Origin of the sequence: Mycoplasmopsis citelli, from assembly GCF_900660645.1 — a bacterium.
In the GTDB taxonomy this organism is placed as follows: Bacteria; Bacillota_I; Bacilli_A; order Mycoplasmatales; family Metamycoplasmataceae; genus Mycoplasmopsis; species Mycoplasmopsis citelli.
Window position 1 is genome coordinate 686,214 of the sequence record NZ_LR215036.1, and the last position, 15,449, is coordinate 701,662.

Consider the following 15,449-nt stretch of genomic DNA (forward strand, 5'->3'; position numbering starts at 1 on the left):
AAATCACAAAAAAGAAAATTCTTCTTTTGAGAGTTCAAAAGCTTACTTAGAGTGCTTTTTTTAAATATTAAGTCAAAAAATTTAACTGACACAAATTAAAATCAAAAAGAAATGCAACAATAAAAGACTAAAAAGCAGAAACTTAAAATTCTGCTTTTTCTTTTAAAATAATCAAAATAAAGCAAGAAGAGGAAAAATATTTTAATAAAAAATCCCTTAGTATTGAATTTATGGAACTTAAAAAATTTATACTAAATTGAAAATTTATTATAGGATATTTTAAAATTAAATAAGGTATATAAAATTACTTTTTTAGGCACTTATGAAGAAAATTTTGAAACTATCAGCAATTACTCCAATAACTATTTTACCCATTTCTTTAGCAATATCTTGTACCGATATAAATAGCAAAAAACAACAAATCAATATAAAGGATTATGAAAAAGAAGCCAATACAAACAATTTAAAAGATTACTTAGAGGCTTTTACTAAAATCTCTTCTAATTTAAATATTTCCGAAAAAGCAAAAGCAGATTTAACTGCTTCATTTACAACTTATTTTTTGCCAACATTACAAAAAATCCCTCAAGAGTTATTTGATGCTAAAAATTTAGAAGGTCTCAAACAATTTTTAGGTATTTTTGATTCTTTAAAAGACACAACCAGTATCCCTAAGGGGATGCTAGAAGTTTTTGAAAAAACTAAAGAATTTTCAAAAAAACAAGTTGACCAATTTATTTCACTTTTAGAAAAAGAATCTCCTCAAAATAACAAAGAAAAACCAAAAACCGATCCTGAAACACAAGAACCAAATAAACAAAAACCTTCTGAAAATGGGTCAGAAAACTCAAAAAATAAAGATGAACAAAAAACAATTAACTTTACAATTGTAAATGAAAAAGAATTACAAAAGGCATTAGATAGCTCTGATAAACCATATATTAATTTGTATTTTAATCCTGAAAATAACACATTTTCAGAGCATAAAAAAGAAATAGCACTTTTGAGCGTCCCTGAAGGGACTCCCGAATTAAAAGGAATAAGTTCCGATGGCAAAAAGCAAACAAAATCTATTAAAGTTTATTCTGTTGATTACCATTTTTCAAAAAATAGTGCTAAAGATGTAAAAGTAAAAGATGGATATGTTGTGGTTCAATATGTTCTAAATGATAAAATACATCAAGTGGATTTAAAACTAACTGACAATATCGAAAATTCTGACGAAGATGAAGATGATGAAGATTTTATTCCTGAAGATTCAGAAAAAAACAGTGATGACGAAAATGAAGTAGACAATCAAGATGAAGAAAATTCTTCTAATGATGATCCTAATAAAAAACAAGATACAAAGATAAAGATACAACCCAAAAAAGATCAAGAATCTTCAGAACAAAAAAATCAAATAACCTTTACAATCAATAATTTAAGTAAACTTAAAGAATATATTGAAAAAGAAAGTAAGAAAAAAGGGAAAGGCAAAAAAGATTATATAAACATTTCTCTTAAAAAGAATTCAAAAAATGTTTATGAAATTTCCAAAGATATAACTTTAACAATTCCTCAAGATTCTCCTCAATTAAAAGGATTTAATGGACAAACTGGAAAAATAGATACTAAATCAATTAAACTCTACTGAAAAACAACTATGTTTAAAAACCCAAAACTTAAAGGTCATCAAGTGACTGTAGATCCTAATACTGCCAAAATTGAATACTCTGAAGATGGACAAACTCTGAAATATTTTGTAATTGATTTATCAAAATAATCTAAATGATATTAACCCCAAAGGTTAGACAATAAAATTCAAAATTAAGGATTCATATCGTGTTTTTAATGACTTTTTTATAATTTAAAGTGTCATTAAAACTTGTCCTAGTTTAACACATTAGATAATTATTCTCAAACTTTTACACCTGTTTTTAATGATGCTTTAAAAGTAGCTCAAGAAGTTATTCAAGAATACAAAAGTAATGTTTTAGATGCACTTAAAATTCAATACAAAACTACATTAGAAAGTTTAAATTCTACTAGAGAGCAATTACTCACAGCTCAATCTGAACTTAGTCAAAAGAATCAAGAACTTGCTAATGCTCAAAATTCTATACAAACTCTTCAAACAGAATTAGAAGAAAGTAAATTATTAGCTAGCACTCAAGAAGTTTTAATTAAAACGAAATCTCATCTTGAAGAATTAGATGCTCAAATAACCACTAATAGAGATGAAGCTAAGTTAGTATTTAACAGTGTTAAATCTGTATACGAAAATCTTAAAGTTAAAGGAAATGCTTTAATTGAAGAAATGAATTCAAGTATTGATATTTCAGAGTTAAGAAACAAATTAAATGAATAGCTACCGGTTTTTGAAGAAAATGTAGCTCTTGAGCAAATGCAATCTAATATTAAATCTTTAGTTGATAAATCAAATCAATTAAATAATTTACTTAATGATGCTTATAAAAAAGATTTTAATTTTAAAAATCAAAAATCACAACAACAAATTCAAAGTCTTGAATCACAAAAGGATTTAATTGAAAAATCAATTGAAGATTCGCAAGAAAAACAAAGAAGATTTTCAAATGTTTTAGGAAAATATATCAACTCTAAAAAGAACTTACAACAACAGAAAAACCACAGCTCAAAAAACAAAAGATTCTGCTAAACAATATCAAATTAATACTTCAGCACTTGAAAATTTACTTGTCTTGCAAGATTTACAAGATCCAGGAAATGATTTAACCAAACAAATTGATTTTGTTAAACAATACACTGATAGAATTAGCAATTTATCTTCTGAAACTTTAAAATTACAAAATCAAATTCTCAAAAAAGCTGAAAATCAAAATAAAAAATCTAGAGAGAATATAATAAAATTTGAAAAGCAAAAAAATAATTCATCAGAAGAAATAAAAAGACTTAACGAGACACTTAAAAAAAACAAAAGATATCAGTGATTATTGAGAACATAAAGCACGTGAAGCAGTTAATAATCAAGGTTATTCAGTAGAAACATTTCTCAAATTTGAAGAAAACTTAAGACAAGAATTTCAAAAAGAACTTTTAAAAAAGCAAAAAGAAATCCAAGAACAATTAAATAATGCAAATCAAAAACTTAAAGAAGCGTTGGCTAATTATACTAAATATAAAGATGCTGTTTTAAACTCTGATGTATACAAAAATGCTGCAAATACAGTTTACACAGGTATAAATGAATTCCTATCAGCAGCAAAAAAATTGCTAACTAATTCCACAACTTCAACAATTGAAAAATATGGTAAATTTTTTCAAAAATTTGATAGTAAAAACAGAACTCCAGATCAGGTTGCTGTTGTCAATACACTTACTGTAAAAGCAAAAAAACAATCACATTTTAACTGAAAATTTAAAGTCTATTACATCGACAATAATGAAATAGACGATTCTAAGAAACTTAAAACAAAAATAATAAATATTTATTCAAAATATATAGCAGCTCCTAGAGATACTAGCCAAATTATTGGTCCAATAGATGAACGAAGTGCATTCGAACTAAATTCAGAAATAAAATACCATGCTCCAGATGCTAGAACCGAAATAGGATTTCTTGTTGTAGAAGAAAAAGAACAAGGAGTTTTTGAATTTACCAATGTTCTTGGTTCAGCTCAAGAAACAGGATTACAAGGGCCTTCTAATTTAACAAACTCAATTGAATATAGCATAGCCAAAACAACCCCGATTGTAGCAGTTGAAGATATTTCTGGTGATGAATCTAAAATTTATTATTTTTAAAAGAATTTTAAAAACCCATAAGGCTTGTTTTTAAATTTTAAAATATTAAATTGCCGTATAATTAAAACAATATGAAAATTCAAAGATTTTTATCTTCGAAAAAAGTTAGAAAATTATTAATTTTGGTTTTTGTGGGAGTTCTAACCTCTTTGATATTAATTTTCACTTGAAAAATAAATTCAACTGCTAATTTAAATTTAGAAAATAAATCTTCTTTTTCAACAGAAAGGAATTTAAATCAATATCCTCAAAAATCAGATATAAAAAATCCACATATTAAACCTAAAAATGATGATTTTTTAATTCCAAAAGATCATAACGAAGTAAAAAACTTTTATGATAAACCAAAAAAATATAATTTATCAGAAAGTTTTAAAAATGATTTAAAATCTATACTTTTAAAATTTCAAAAAATCCAATCAGAAAGCAAAAATCTTCCAATTTCAGGAGATTTATTATTTCTTATAAATGAAAAAATCACCCAAGCAAATAAAGTTTTAACTGGGGATATTTATTTTAACCAAATAGATCCGCACTGAAATTTATTTTTCGAAAATTACAACACATGAAAACAAGCTTTTTTGAATAAAAATGAATTTGTTGTATCTAAAGAAGCAAAAGAAAAGTGAAATAAAATTTTTAATGAAGAATCAAGTAATATTTATAAATTGTCGTTTAATAACAAAAAAATAGAATTGGAAAATTACTTAAAAGATTTTTATATTGAATTATTAAAGGAACAAATTAATTTATATGAACAGTATCCTTACTATCTTCAACCTTTAGAAAGATTAAAAAAACTCTTGTATTACTATCAAAATCATTATGAAGAATATATTGATTTCCAGTGAGGTATTGACAAATATAACAAATTTTCACTAGAACCAAAAAAATATTATAGCGGAAATTATCAAAGAATTTTTATTAATGATGAATACATTAAAAACTGATTAAAATACTACCAAAGATGAAATTGAATTTTTGTAAAACCAGAAAATCAAATTCCTAAAATTGAAGATAAAAATATTGAAGCTTTACAAATAAATGAAAAATTTAAAAATAATAAAATAATTAGTGATTATATAAAAAGGCAAATTAATTTTACTCCTGATAATTATTATGAACTTTGAACTATAAATCCCGAACACCCAGAAAAAGTTAACTATAAAAATTTTAAAAAGCACGACTTTTCTGATTATTTTTCAAAATATGAAAATACTGAAATTCAAACAATTGACGAAATAAATAAATTAAATTTAAAATTTAATAATTTTCAAACACAATTAAATAATGAAACTAAAAAAATCAAAAACAGAAATAAGGAATACGAATTTTTTGATAACAGTCAACAAAAAAAATTTGATTACGAAAAATTTTGAAAATATCAAAATTTTTTAGAACTAAAAGACAAAGATATTTATGGATCTGTACCTATTTTCAAAATCTACAACAATTTATTATGAGACAAACCAAACTTGTTTTCTGATGGAAATTATAAATCTATATATTCAGAACTAATAAAACCTGTTCATAAAAGAAAAAAAGATTATGACTATATAATAGACTACACAACTTCACTAACAGACGAAGAAATCAAACAAGGAAAAAAACCGAACAAAGATACTAATTGAATTAATCCAATTCTTGAATATAAAAAATGATTTAACCATTGAAAAGAAGTTTTACCTAAAATAATAAACAAAAATTGAGAAACCAAAACCAAAATTAAAGCTGTTGCTTATTATATTGCCACTAATTCTTTATATTTATCACCCGAAGAAAAAAACTTTAATTACAATGGATATGGATTTTATAATCCAACACAAATTTTTACAAACGATCCTGAAATTCAGTGCGTTGGTTATTCAATGAATTTAGCTGCTGCTCTAACAATTTTAAATATTCCGGTAAGAATTTTAGGTGGACCTATTGTAATAGATGCGTCTAGAGCAACTCCGAATGGTTATCATGCTTGAAATGAAGTTTTTGTTGACGGTAGATGAAAAGCGATTAACTTAACTTGATTTGATTATGATGAAAATTCTTATATTCCTAAAACTTTCGAACTTAAAGATGATAAGGATTTATTCTTAGAACGAAATTCTGAACATATGAATCAATTTAGACTTGATTTAGGATCATATGAAACCACTTTAATGTATTTCAAAAACCCAAAAGAATACGAATATAAAAATCTTCCTGATAATATTTAAAAATTTTTATTTTTTTTGATTTTTTAAAAATGATATGAAACCTTAATTTTGATTTTAATGTCCAACTTTTGAGGTCCAAATTAGGAAAATGACATACTTAAAATAAAATTTTTGTTAACAGAAGGTGAAAAGCTATCAATCTGAAAATTTTAGTTTAAACAAAAAACTAATAGCAATATTTAAAGCTTTTTACTTAAGATAAAATCGATTTATTTTTAAATCGTAATTAAAATTAAATGATCAAAATTTAAACTTGATGTTTTTAAAAACCCTAAAGAACAAAAATATATTCAACTTCATAATAACATTGAAATTCAATAATCTTGAACATTAATTTGTTTCACTAATTCAAAATTAGATAAACTGTGATTAAGGAAACTTGTCATAGTTTATTTTTGAATGCTTTTATTTTTCTGTCTTTAAAGTAAAATTAAAATACAATGAGTAATATTAATAAAAGATTAGAAAAAATTATTCAAAATTCAGTTGACAAACTTCTTGAAAAAGGATTTGGACGCTATTCAAAGTATGTTATCCAACAAAGAGCTCTTCCAGATGTTCGAGATGGTTTAAAACCAGTACAACGTAGAATTTTATATGCAATGCACTCACTTGGATTAACCAATGATAAAGCATATAAAAAATCAGCTCGGATTGTTGGAGATGTAATTGGTAAATACCACCCTCATGGAGATTCATCAGTTTATGAAGCAATGGTTAATATGGCTCAATGGTGAAAAATGAACATCCCTTTGCTTGATATGCATGGAAATGTCGGTTCTCTTGATGATGATCCAGCAGCTGCTATGCGTTATACCGAAGTGAAAATGGCTAAAATTGCTAATTATATTTTGGGTGATATTAAGAAAAATACCGTTAATTTTGTTCCTAATTTTGACGATTCAGAAATTGAACCCGAAGTTCTTCCAAGCATTTTGCCGAATTTATTAATCAACGGAACTAAGGGAATTGCAATTGGAATGGCTACTGAAATGCCTCCACATAATTTAGGTGAAATTATTGATGCAGCAATTGCAAAAATTAAAAAACCTTCACTTACTTTTGATGAATTATCACAAATTGTGCAAGGACCTGATTTTCCTACTGGCGGAATTATTCATGGAAATAAAGGAATTTTGGAAGCACTTGATATAGGAAAAAATAATAAAGAAAAAATTCGTCTTTTTAGTCGTTATAATGTTTTTGTTAAAGGGAAAAATAAATTTATTGAAATTACTGAAATTCCATATGGAGTGATTAAATCCTCATTAGTATATGAAATTGAAAATTTAGCATCAAATGAGCAAATTGATGGTTTTATTGAAGTTAAAGACCAATCAGATCGTAATGGAATTAGTATTTTAATTACTCTTGAAGCAGACGCAAATGAAAATAGTATTGTTTCCTATTTATACCAAAAAACCAGTCTACAAGTATTTTATAACTACAATAATACCGTTATTTTAAATAACTCACCTATAACCGCTAATTTAATGCTTTTAATTGAAAGTTATATCGATCATGTTAAAGATATTAAAACTAAAACTTTACAATATGATCTAGCCAAAAATCAACTTCGTCTTGAACTGGTACTTGGGTTTATCAAAGTAAGCGAAATTACTGATCAAGTAATTAAAGTTATTCGAAAAGCTCAAGGTTCTAAAGCTGGAGTTATTAAAGATTTAATGGAATTTTTTGAATTTAGTTTAAACCAAGCTACTGCCATTGCAGAAATGAAACTTTATCGTTTAAGTAAAACTGATAAAGAAGAATTTTTAAAAGAAAAAGCTTTTTTAGAAGAGCAAATTTCTAAAATTAACTTACTATTAGAAGATTCTAAAGCATTCAATAAATTTATCATTAATGCATTATTAGAAATTAAAAAAGAATTTGCAACTGAGCGAAAAACCACAATTTTAGCTGATGAATATGAATTTAACTACCAAAAAACCGATCTTATCAAAGCTGAGGAAGTTATTATCGGAATTTCAAAGCACGGATATTTAAAACGCATTTCTCAACGAGTTGCTGATGCTAATGATTTTGCCAATTATGTTCTCAAAGAAGAAGATTATTTAATTCATTATGAAAAAGCTAATACTTTAAATCAGTTTTTAATAATCACTAATTTAGGTAATTATGCACTTATTCCAGTTTATCAAATTCAAGAATGCAAATGAAAAGACTTAGGAATGCATTTAAGTGATTTTGTTGATACTAAACCAAGTGAAGAAATTGTTTCTATTATTGAAGTTTCTAATTGAGAAAGCAATGTTTTTGTTGTTTTAGGAACCAAAGATGGAATGTTTAAAAAAACTCCTTTAAAACAATTTCAAGTTTCCCGTTTAAATAAAACTTATACTGCTATGACTCTTGCTCCAGGAGATTTAGTGGTTAATGCATGTTTAAGTAATGGAACTAAAGATATTATTATCATCACAAAAAATGGGCTTTCAAGTAAATATTCAGAAAATGAATTAGGACTTTATGGACCTAAAGCAAAAGGAAACAAAGGGATATATCTTTCCCTAAGTGATACGGTCAATAATTTTACTATTGCTGGTAGTGATGATGTGATTACTTTCATTACTGATGATGGATTTTTAAAGAAAATGCGTTCAAAAAAAATCCCAATTGTTCCAAAAAACATTAAAGGAAAAGCTATTTTTAAAGATCATTTCAAAAATACTTCCTTTAATATTTCTGATATTTACCCAACTCGAGATACTGATATGCTTTTGATTAAAAATCAAAGTGGAAACACTTTTTTAGATCCAATTAAAAAATATTCTTTTTCACAAGCAAATCCTGAATTAATTGAAATTACCGTTGATAATTTATATAAAGTAAAAATTAAGAAAAACTATCAAACTCAAGATTTAGAAATTCATTCCAAAGAACTTTTTGATGCTAAAAACCTTGAGCAAGAACAAAAAGAATTTCGACTTACTGAATCTAATTTAGATAATTTAGAAAGTGATTTAGATAAGCTACTTGCAAAAGTTAATGAAACCCTAAGTAAAATTAAAAAATAAAAACGTCCTTTAGGGGCGTTTTTATTAAATGGGGCAAATGACGAGATTCGAACTCGCGCATGACGGGACCACAACCCGCTGTGTTAACCGCTTCACCACATTTGCCAGTTGTAAGATTATTATACCACAAAGCAAAAATAATGAGAGAGATAATAAAATACATCAAGAATAAATAATAAATTCTCTTTATTTAAATATTTATTAAATTTTATTTTTTTAATTTTTTTGTAAAAGCATCTAAAATTTCATTAACAGTTTTATTATGTTCAATAAATCTGGAATAGAGAAAACTTATAGAATCATCATCCTTAAAATAGTTATAAAGTTTTTCTTTTAATAATTTTGTTTTAACCAAATTAAATTCTGTTCTCTTTCTACCTTTAGAATTTCTTCTCACACCAATGCAGTAAATTTTTCTAGGATCATCTGAAGCTATCGAATCTGATTTACTTAAGTTTAAAAATTTTTCAATATCTTTATTAGCTTCTGGTACCTTATTTGGAATATTACTAAAAAAATAACTAGCAAAATTTTTTATTAAATTTGTTTTAGTATCTTTTAATTCAATACCAAAATATTCTCTAAATTCGTTAAATCTTTCTCATCCTATTCATATGAATTTTCCTTCAGATTCACAAATGAATTCTTTAGAAATATCTTCTCTTTTACTAAAAGTTAATTTGTATAAAGAGTCTTTTCGAAATCTAGGTTCTAGATTATCTAATTTTTTTAAAGAAACATAGTATTTTAAATTTTTGTAATTAAATTTAAAATAAACTGTTTTTATTTCTTTGTAATTCATATCATCAATTAGTTTTATTATGTTTATATTCATATTTTCCCCAATTTTCTATTATTTTTAATTTTAGCAAACTTAAATTTATAATTATTCTTTTTTATTCATTTAATTTATCTTTGTAAAAATCAACAACAAATTTATGATCTCTATGTTTTTCTATTTGTTTAATATACAAATTTTTTATCAATTCTTTTTTGTCACTATTAAATTTATAGTTTTTTCATTTTTCCATATTCCTTAAGCCCCTTTTTATTAAATCTTCAAAAGTTAATACTATGGAATTATTTTTATATTTATCCTCTTTAATTTTTTTAGTTGTTGCAATCTTAATATTCTTTTCACTTAGAAAAGTGAAAAGTTTTTCATTTATTTTCTCATCTAAAGTAGCAAGGATAATTTCCTTTGCTCCTGTTCTTGACATTTCTTCAACAACCTCTTGTCAACGTTCTCTTAATGTAGTTTTAGCGCTAATTATAATTATGTTTGTTTTATCAATATTAAATTCAATTACACCTGGTAAAACTAAATCAATCATTTTACCCATTTCTTTTTTTGTAAATCGATCTATGGTGAGAATCCCTTGGCTTTCAAATTTAATTTCAGCCCCCATTAATAACAATTCAATAATAGATTCAAATTCTTTGCCGGCTCTACTTCTTCTACTTTGTGTATTAGAGAGAATTAGTTCATAAATATAATCACTATATTCGTTAAGAAAATTAGTTATTGCTTCATTTGGAAATAATGAGTTAGCGTATTTTTGATTAATTAAAACATTAAACATTTTTATGTTAAATTTCTTTTCAGTATTAAGAAAATCTTTTCAACAACTAGATCTTAAATTTTCTACAATTTCACTAGCATTTTCTTTAAAAAAACGTCTAGTTTTTTTATCATATCCTAGATTGACGAAATTTTTATAAGCTAAATCAAAAGGTGCATCAAAAAATTTATTTCGTTCCATTTTGATGATTTTTTTATAATCTTGTAATTTTGTTGTCTTCAATTTAAACCTCATTTTAAAATTTAGTGTAAAATTATTTTGTATTAGGTTATATATAGGACATATTGTCCTTTATTTATGCCATTTTTATCATATCGGAGGTAAAAATGTCCAATTTAACGCAAAATTCAATTTATTTAATATCTGAGCAAATTAAAAATAAAAGACTTAAACTTAATATGACTCAAAAAGAACTTGCTGATGCAGTTGGCATGTCAAAATATGGCGATAGAACAATTCGAAGATGAGAGAGAGGCGAATCTAAACCTTCATATTTAGAACTAAAACAAATATTGAATTTTCCTGAAATAGCTCCCTTTCCTAATAATGAAAGTGCAAAATTTTCCATGATTGACTTATTTTCAGGAATAGGCGGAACACGATTAGGGTTTCATTTAACCAAGCAAACAAAAGTTGTTTTTAGTAGTGAAATCGATAAGTTTGCCATTAAAACTTATCGTTCTAACTTTGGAGATACTCCGGATGGAGATATTACTAAAATTGATAGCAAAAATATTCCAAATCACGATATTTTAGTCGGGGGTTTTCCTTGTCAAGCTTTTTCACAAGCTGGTAAAAAATTAGGATTTGAGGACTCAAGAGGAACTTTGTTTTTTGAAATTGCACGAATTCTCTCAGATAAAAAACCAAAATGTTTTTTACTTGAAAATGTCAGAAATTTAATCTCACATGATAAGGGGAAAACTTTTAAAACTATTTTAAATATACTTGAATCATTAAATTATCGTGTTTATTACTCTCTTTTAAAAGCAAAAGATTTTGGTGTTCCACAAAATAGAGAAAGAATTTATATTGTTGGATTTCATAAAAATAAAGTTAAAAATTATGAAAAATTTAATTTTCCAAGAACTTCTAAAAAGAAAATAAAACTTGGTGATATTTTAGAAAAAAATGTAAGTGACAAATACACAATTTCTGATCTTTTATGAAAAGGGCATCAAAAAAGAAAAATCGAAAACAAGAAAAAAGGTAACGGATTTGGCTATTCAATATTTAATGAAGATAGTCCTTACACAAATACTATTTCAGCTCGTTATTATAAAGATGGTAGCGAAATTTTAATTCAACAAAAAGATAAAAATCCTCGTAAACTAACACCAAGAGAAGCAGCTCGACTTCAAGGTTTCCCTGAAGAATTTATAATTCCTGTAAGTAATACACAAAGTTATAAGCAATTCGGAAATTCTGTAGCTGTACCAGTAATTAATGCAATTGCAAAAGAAATATTAAAAATTTTAAATAAGTAAAGAGATAAAAAATAATCAAATCATGCAATCTTTGCTTGATTTTTATTCTTTATTTTAAACTAATATTTTTTAAGAAAACTAAAGTTTCAATATGATGAGTATTAGGAAACATATCAAAAGGTATTATTTGATTAATTTCATAACCATTAACAATAAATTCTTTTAAATCTCTTGTTAGTGTTCGTGGATCGCATGACAGATAAATTACTTCCGAAATATTTTTCTTAACAATTCAATTTATTACTTTAATATCTAACCCTGCACGTGGTGGATCAATTATTAAAGTACTGTTTTTTGTAGATATTAGTTTTTGATTAATAATATTTTCAACCTTACCATCAAAATAAAATACATTATTAACTTGATTAAGTTTTGCGTTACTTTGTGCATACTTAATTGACTTTTGATTTATTTCAATTCCAATTAATTGGTTAAAATATAAATTAAAAATTTGCGAAAAAACACCCACTCCACAATAAGCATCAATTAAAGTTTTATTTTGATGATTTTTTATTAAATATTTTTCAATATTGATTAAGATTTTTTCAAAAACATTTAAATTAACTTGAAAAAAATTATCTGTATCTAAATTAAATTTCTTATTAAATAAGCTAATTGTAAAATCTTCTTTTTTAAAAATTTGTTTACTAATATTTTTCTTTTCTACACATAATTGAACAATAAAAGGATTTTCATTTAATAAATTAATAAGCTTATTTGGTAAATCATAATCTGAATGTAAACTAAATAATATTTGGACTTGATTATTTCCATTTATCCTAAAAGTAATTTCTTTAATAAATTTAACCTTATCAGGTTTGTTTTGATAAATTAAATTAAGTTTTTCTAAAACAAAACTTAAAATATCATTTAACTTAATTTTATTAAGTGAAAAATCACTAACTTTCACTAAAGTTTTGCTTTTATTTAAATATTCGCCATAAAAAACTTTTTGATTTTCTATTAATAAACTATACCTAGCTTTATTTCGATAGTGTAAAACATCATGGCTAGCAATAATTGGCTGAATTATTTTTTGATCAATATTTAAGTTTCTAGTTAATAATTTGTTTAAATAATGCTCTTTTCACTTTAATTGTTCTGAGTATTGTAAGTTTATTAAAGATGCAGAATTTGTGGATATATGATTTTTATTTCGATACAAACTTTGCTTAATTCAACTTTCAACAACACCATATCCATAATTAGAATAAATCTTGGTAATTTTAATAATTGCTTCTTCACTAGGGAAAAAATTAGGCACAAAAATGCGTTTTCCTTGATATATTGCTACCCCATATCCTTCATAGCTTAACTCAATACAATTGCTTTTAAATTTAACTTCAGCACACATAAAGTAGCTCGATTCTACCATGATGTTTTTGCTTATAAATTTTCATATTTGAAGGAATAACTATTTCTTTATACATGTCTGTTTCGATAATAATTTCTCCATCTTCATTTAAAAGATTTTTATCAGCAATTAAATTTAGGCTATCATTTACCAAATCTACATTTTTAAAAGGGGCATCAATAAATATAAAATCAAACTTTTCAGAACTTTTTTGAAGGTATTCAAGAGCATTAATATTAAGTGCTTTGATATTTTTAGTTTTAAGTAAATTTAAATTATTTAAAATAACTGTAAAAACACTCCTGTTTTTCTCTATTGCTACAATTTCTGAAGCTCCTCGACTTTCTGCTTCAATGCTTCAAGCTCCACTACCAGAAAATAAATCTAAACATTTTGCACCTTGAATTTTAAAATGCAAACTTCCAAAAACTGCTTCACGGACTTTTTCAGTAGTTGCTCGTGTTAATTCTTTTTGAGGTTGATTAATTTTTTTATTTTTGTAAATTCCTGAAATAATTCTTAACATTTTACTCCTTTTTAAAAAATAGCACCTTAAGTGCTATTTTGTGGTTCTCATAGCTAAATGAACTTTTTCTAAAGCTTTTTGACCGTAAAAATGTTCAACTAATTCATATCCAAGCTGCATTCCAGCATCTGCACATCGAGCAGTGATAAGTTTTTTATCTTTTAATAAATTAGTCACATAATCTGGCTTATAATTTAAACTTCTTAATTCTTCAGATCATTGACTTGGATATCCTGAATAGGGGGTATTTTGATCAATTAAATTGTGTTCTCTAAGAGTATTAGGAGCATCACAAATAGCAGCAATAGGTCCTTTAAATGTAGAAATAAGTTTTAAGGCTTCTTCATTACTTCTTAAAAGTTGAGCTGCATATCCTCCAGGAATAAAGAGTAAATCATAATCATCTAAATTAACTAGATTTTTAATATTAGTAATTTCAAAAAGTCCATACTGACTTTTGATACTTTTCAAACTTGGGTGATAATAATCAATTTCAAGTTTTTCATCGGCTCTTCTTAAACATGAAAGTGGGTTGGTTAATTCAATATCATTAAATCTATTTTCTAAAACAACTAAAATTTTCATTATTTTTTCCTTCTAATTATTCCTCTTCAAAGTAAGAATAAAAATAACGCAAACGGCAAGACATAAACAAGAATAAAAATAATAATATATGTGTTTCTTCAAGCTTTATTTAAACTTTTTTTTGCTTGGTCTGCTTCAGTTATAAATTGGGCTGAATCATGGACAATTAGTGATTTAACATCAAAAATTCTGCTTCGATTATATAAATTTAAATATAAATAAAGAATGGTTATTAAAATAACAATAACTAATCCAATAATTAAAACTGCATTAGTATTCCCAAATCATGATGTAAACATTTTTTTAAAATTAATAGTAAATTCAATCCTAAATGAACTTTCTGGAGAGGTTTTAAATTCTCATAATCCTGCTCGATTTAACAAGAATAGAAAAAGTAAATTTAAAGCAAAAAAAGTCATAAAGAAAACATACAATCAAGTATAAGTAACTACTCTTTTTGATAAGGATTTATATAAGTCCGCAAAAACTGTGCTAGCAGCAATATCTCCTATTACAACATTTTCTCGATATCTTTTTTCTATATTTTTAAAATCTTTAATTCTAATAAGCTTTTTAAAAAGCATATAAACACTTAAAACAAAAGCAATTCCAATGAGTATTCAATTAAAAATTCCAGAAGAAGGTTCAATTCTAGTATTGATTAAATAATTGCTTAAAGCACTAGCTAATGTGGCTAAAATAATTAAAATTCAAAAAATTGCTGTTATTTTTAAAATTCTTTTTTCTTTTTGAATCACCTTATAGGTAACAGGTGAAAGGGTTTGTTGAGGATCTTGATATTTGTTAATAATTTTTTCTTGCTCATTTATATGTTTTTGCAACTCATTGCTTGAATACATTTCAACAGTATCATTAGAATTTTTAGGCTGAAACATATTTT

At 25.2% G+C, this 15,449-nt stretch carries 14 protein-coding genes and 1 tRNA gene; 7 read left to right on the forward strand and 8 right to left on the reverse strand.

Annotation, left to right across the window (positions count from 1 at the left end; genetic code table 4):
* Window positions 1–322 precede the first annotated feature (322 nt).
* The gene (locus tag EXC58_RS02455) at window positions 323–1,765 is read left to right on the forward strand and encodes a hypothetical protein (protein ID WP_129725460.1); all 1,443 of its coding nucleotides are present in this window, start codon (window positions 323–325) and stop codon (window positions 1,763–1,765) included.
* Between the two features lie 128 nt (window positions 1,766–1,893).
* Here the strand turns inward: EXC58_RS02455 and EXC58_RS02460 are convergent, their stop codons facing one another.
* Entirely contained in the window at window positions 1,894–2,337 is a 444-nt protein-coding gene (locus EXC58_RS02460; protein WP_129725461.1) for a hypothetical protein, read from the reverse strand.
* 49 nt (window positions 2,338–2,386) lie between these two features.
* On the opposite strand from EXC58_RS02460, the gene EXC58_RS02465 reads away from it, so the two are divergent.
* The 5 genes from EXC58_RS02465 to EXC58_RS02485 all read left to right on the forward strand — a co-directional run bounded on the left by EXC58_RS02465 (window position 2,387) and on the right by EXC58_RS02485 (window position 9,013).
* Window positions 2,387–2,659: a hypothetical protein gene (locus EXC58_RS02465; RefSeq protein ID WP_129725462.1), complete on the forward strand. Its 273-nt coding sequence runs from the start codon at window positions 2,387–2,389 to the stop codon at window positions 2,657–2,659.
* A gap of 43 nt (window positions 2,660–2,702) precedes the next feature.
* Window positions 2,703–2,966, forward strand: a complete 264-nt coding sequence (locus EXC58_RS02470) for a hypothetical protein (protein ID WP_129725463.1) — start codon at window positions 2,703–2,705, stop codon at window positions 2,964–2,966.
* Between the two features lie 154 nt (window positions 2,967–3,120).
* Complete coding sequence (locus EXC58_RS02475; protein WP_129725464.1) at window positions 3,121–3,765, forward strand: hypothetical protein; 645 nt, start codon at window positions 3,121–3,123, stop codon at window positions 3,763–3,765.
* 71 nt (window positions 3,766–3,836) lie between these two features.
* Window positions 3,837–5,978, forward strand: coding sequence for a transglutaminase-like domain-containing protein (locus tag EXC58_RS02480; RefSeq protein WP_129725465.1), 2,142 nt, complete (start codon window positions 3,837–3,839; stop codon window positions 5,976–5,978).
* Between the two features lie 440 nt (window positions 5,979–6,418).
* Window positions 6,419–9,013 carry a DNA topoisomerase IV subunit A gene (locus EXC58_RS02485; protein WP_129725466.1) on the forward strand — a complete coding sequence of 865 codons (2,595 nt, stop codon included), beginning with the start codon at window positions 6,419–6,421 and terminating at the stop codon, window positions 9,011–9,013.
* 29 nt (window positions 9,014–9,042) lie between these two features.
* On the opposite strand, the gene EXC58_RS02490 is transcribed toward EXC58_RS02485, so the two are convergent.
* The 3 genes from EXC58_RS02490 to EXC58_RS02500 all read right to left on the reverse strand — a co-directional run bounded on the left by EXC58_RS02490 (window position 9,043) and on the right by EXC58_RS02500 (window position 10,818).
* Window positions 9,043–9,118: transfer RNA gene (locus EXC58_RS02490), tRNA-His, on the reverse strand.
* 103 nt (window positions 9,119–9,221) lie between these two features.
* Window positions 9,222–9,848: a DUF6037 family protein gene (locus EXC58_RS02495; RefSeq protein WP_129725467.1), complete on the reverse strand. Its 627-nt coding sequence runs from the start codon at window positions 9,846–9,848 to the stop codon at window positions 9,222–9,224.
* Window positions 9,849–9,909: 61 nt separating this feature from the next.
* Window positions 9,910–10,818: a type II restriction endonuclease gene (locus EXC58_RS02500; RefSeq protein WP_223211620.1), complete on the reverse strand. Its 909-nt coding sequence runs from the start codon at window positions 10,816–10,818 to the stop codon at window positions 9,910–9,912.
* 104 nt (window positions 10,819–10,922) lie between these two features.
* On the opposite strand from EXC58_RS02500, the gene dcm reads away from it, so the two are divergent.
* Window positions 10,923–12,083 (forward strand): DNA (cytosine-5-)-methyltransferase, encoded by a 1,161-nt coding sequence (gene dcm, locus EXC58_RS02505; protein ID WP_129725469.1) that lies wholly within the window; start codon window positions 10,923–10,925, stop codon window positions 12,081–12,083.
* Window positions 12,084–12,132: 49 nt separating this feature from the next.
* Here dcm and rlmD read toward each other — a convergent pair whose 3' ends face one another.
* The 4 genes from rlmD to EXC58_RS02525 are packed head-to-tail and all read right to left on the reverse strand — an operon-like array spanning window position 12,133 to window position 15,444.
* Complete coding sequence (rlmD, locus tag EXC58_RS02510; RefSeq protein WP_129725470.1) at window positions 12,133–13,458, reverse strand: 23S rRNA (uracil(1939)-C(5))-methyltransferase RlmD; 1,326 nt, start codon at window positions 13,456–13,458, stop codon at window positions 12,133–12,135.
* Window positions 13,421–13,963: a 16S rRNA (guanine(966)-N(2))-methyltransferase RsmD gene (gene rsmD / locus EXC58_RS02515; protein ID WP_129725471.1), complete on the reverse strand. Its 543-nt coding sequence runs from the start codon at window positions 13,961–13,963 to the stop codon at window positions 13,421–13,423. The genes rlmD and rsmD overlap by 38 nt, the downstream gene beginning before the upstream one ends.
* A gap of 33 nt (window positions 13,964–13,996) precedes the next feature.
* Window positions 13,997–14,548, reverse strand: coding sequence for a DJ-1/PfpI family protein (locus EXC58_RS02520; protein WP_129725472.1), 552 nt, complete (start codon window positions 14,546–14,548; stop codon window positions 13,997–13,999).
* Window positions 14,548–15,444 (reverse strand): MSC_0882 family membrane protein, encoded by an 897-nt coding sequence (locus EXC58_RS02525; RefSeq protein WP_129725473.1) that lies wholly within the window; start codon window positions 15,442–15,444, stop codon window positions 14,548–14,550. Before EXC58_RS02525 ends, EXC58_RS02520 begins: the two co-directional genes overlap by 1 nt.
* Between the last annotated feature and the right edge of the window lie 5 nt (window positions 15,445–15,449).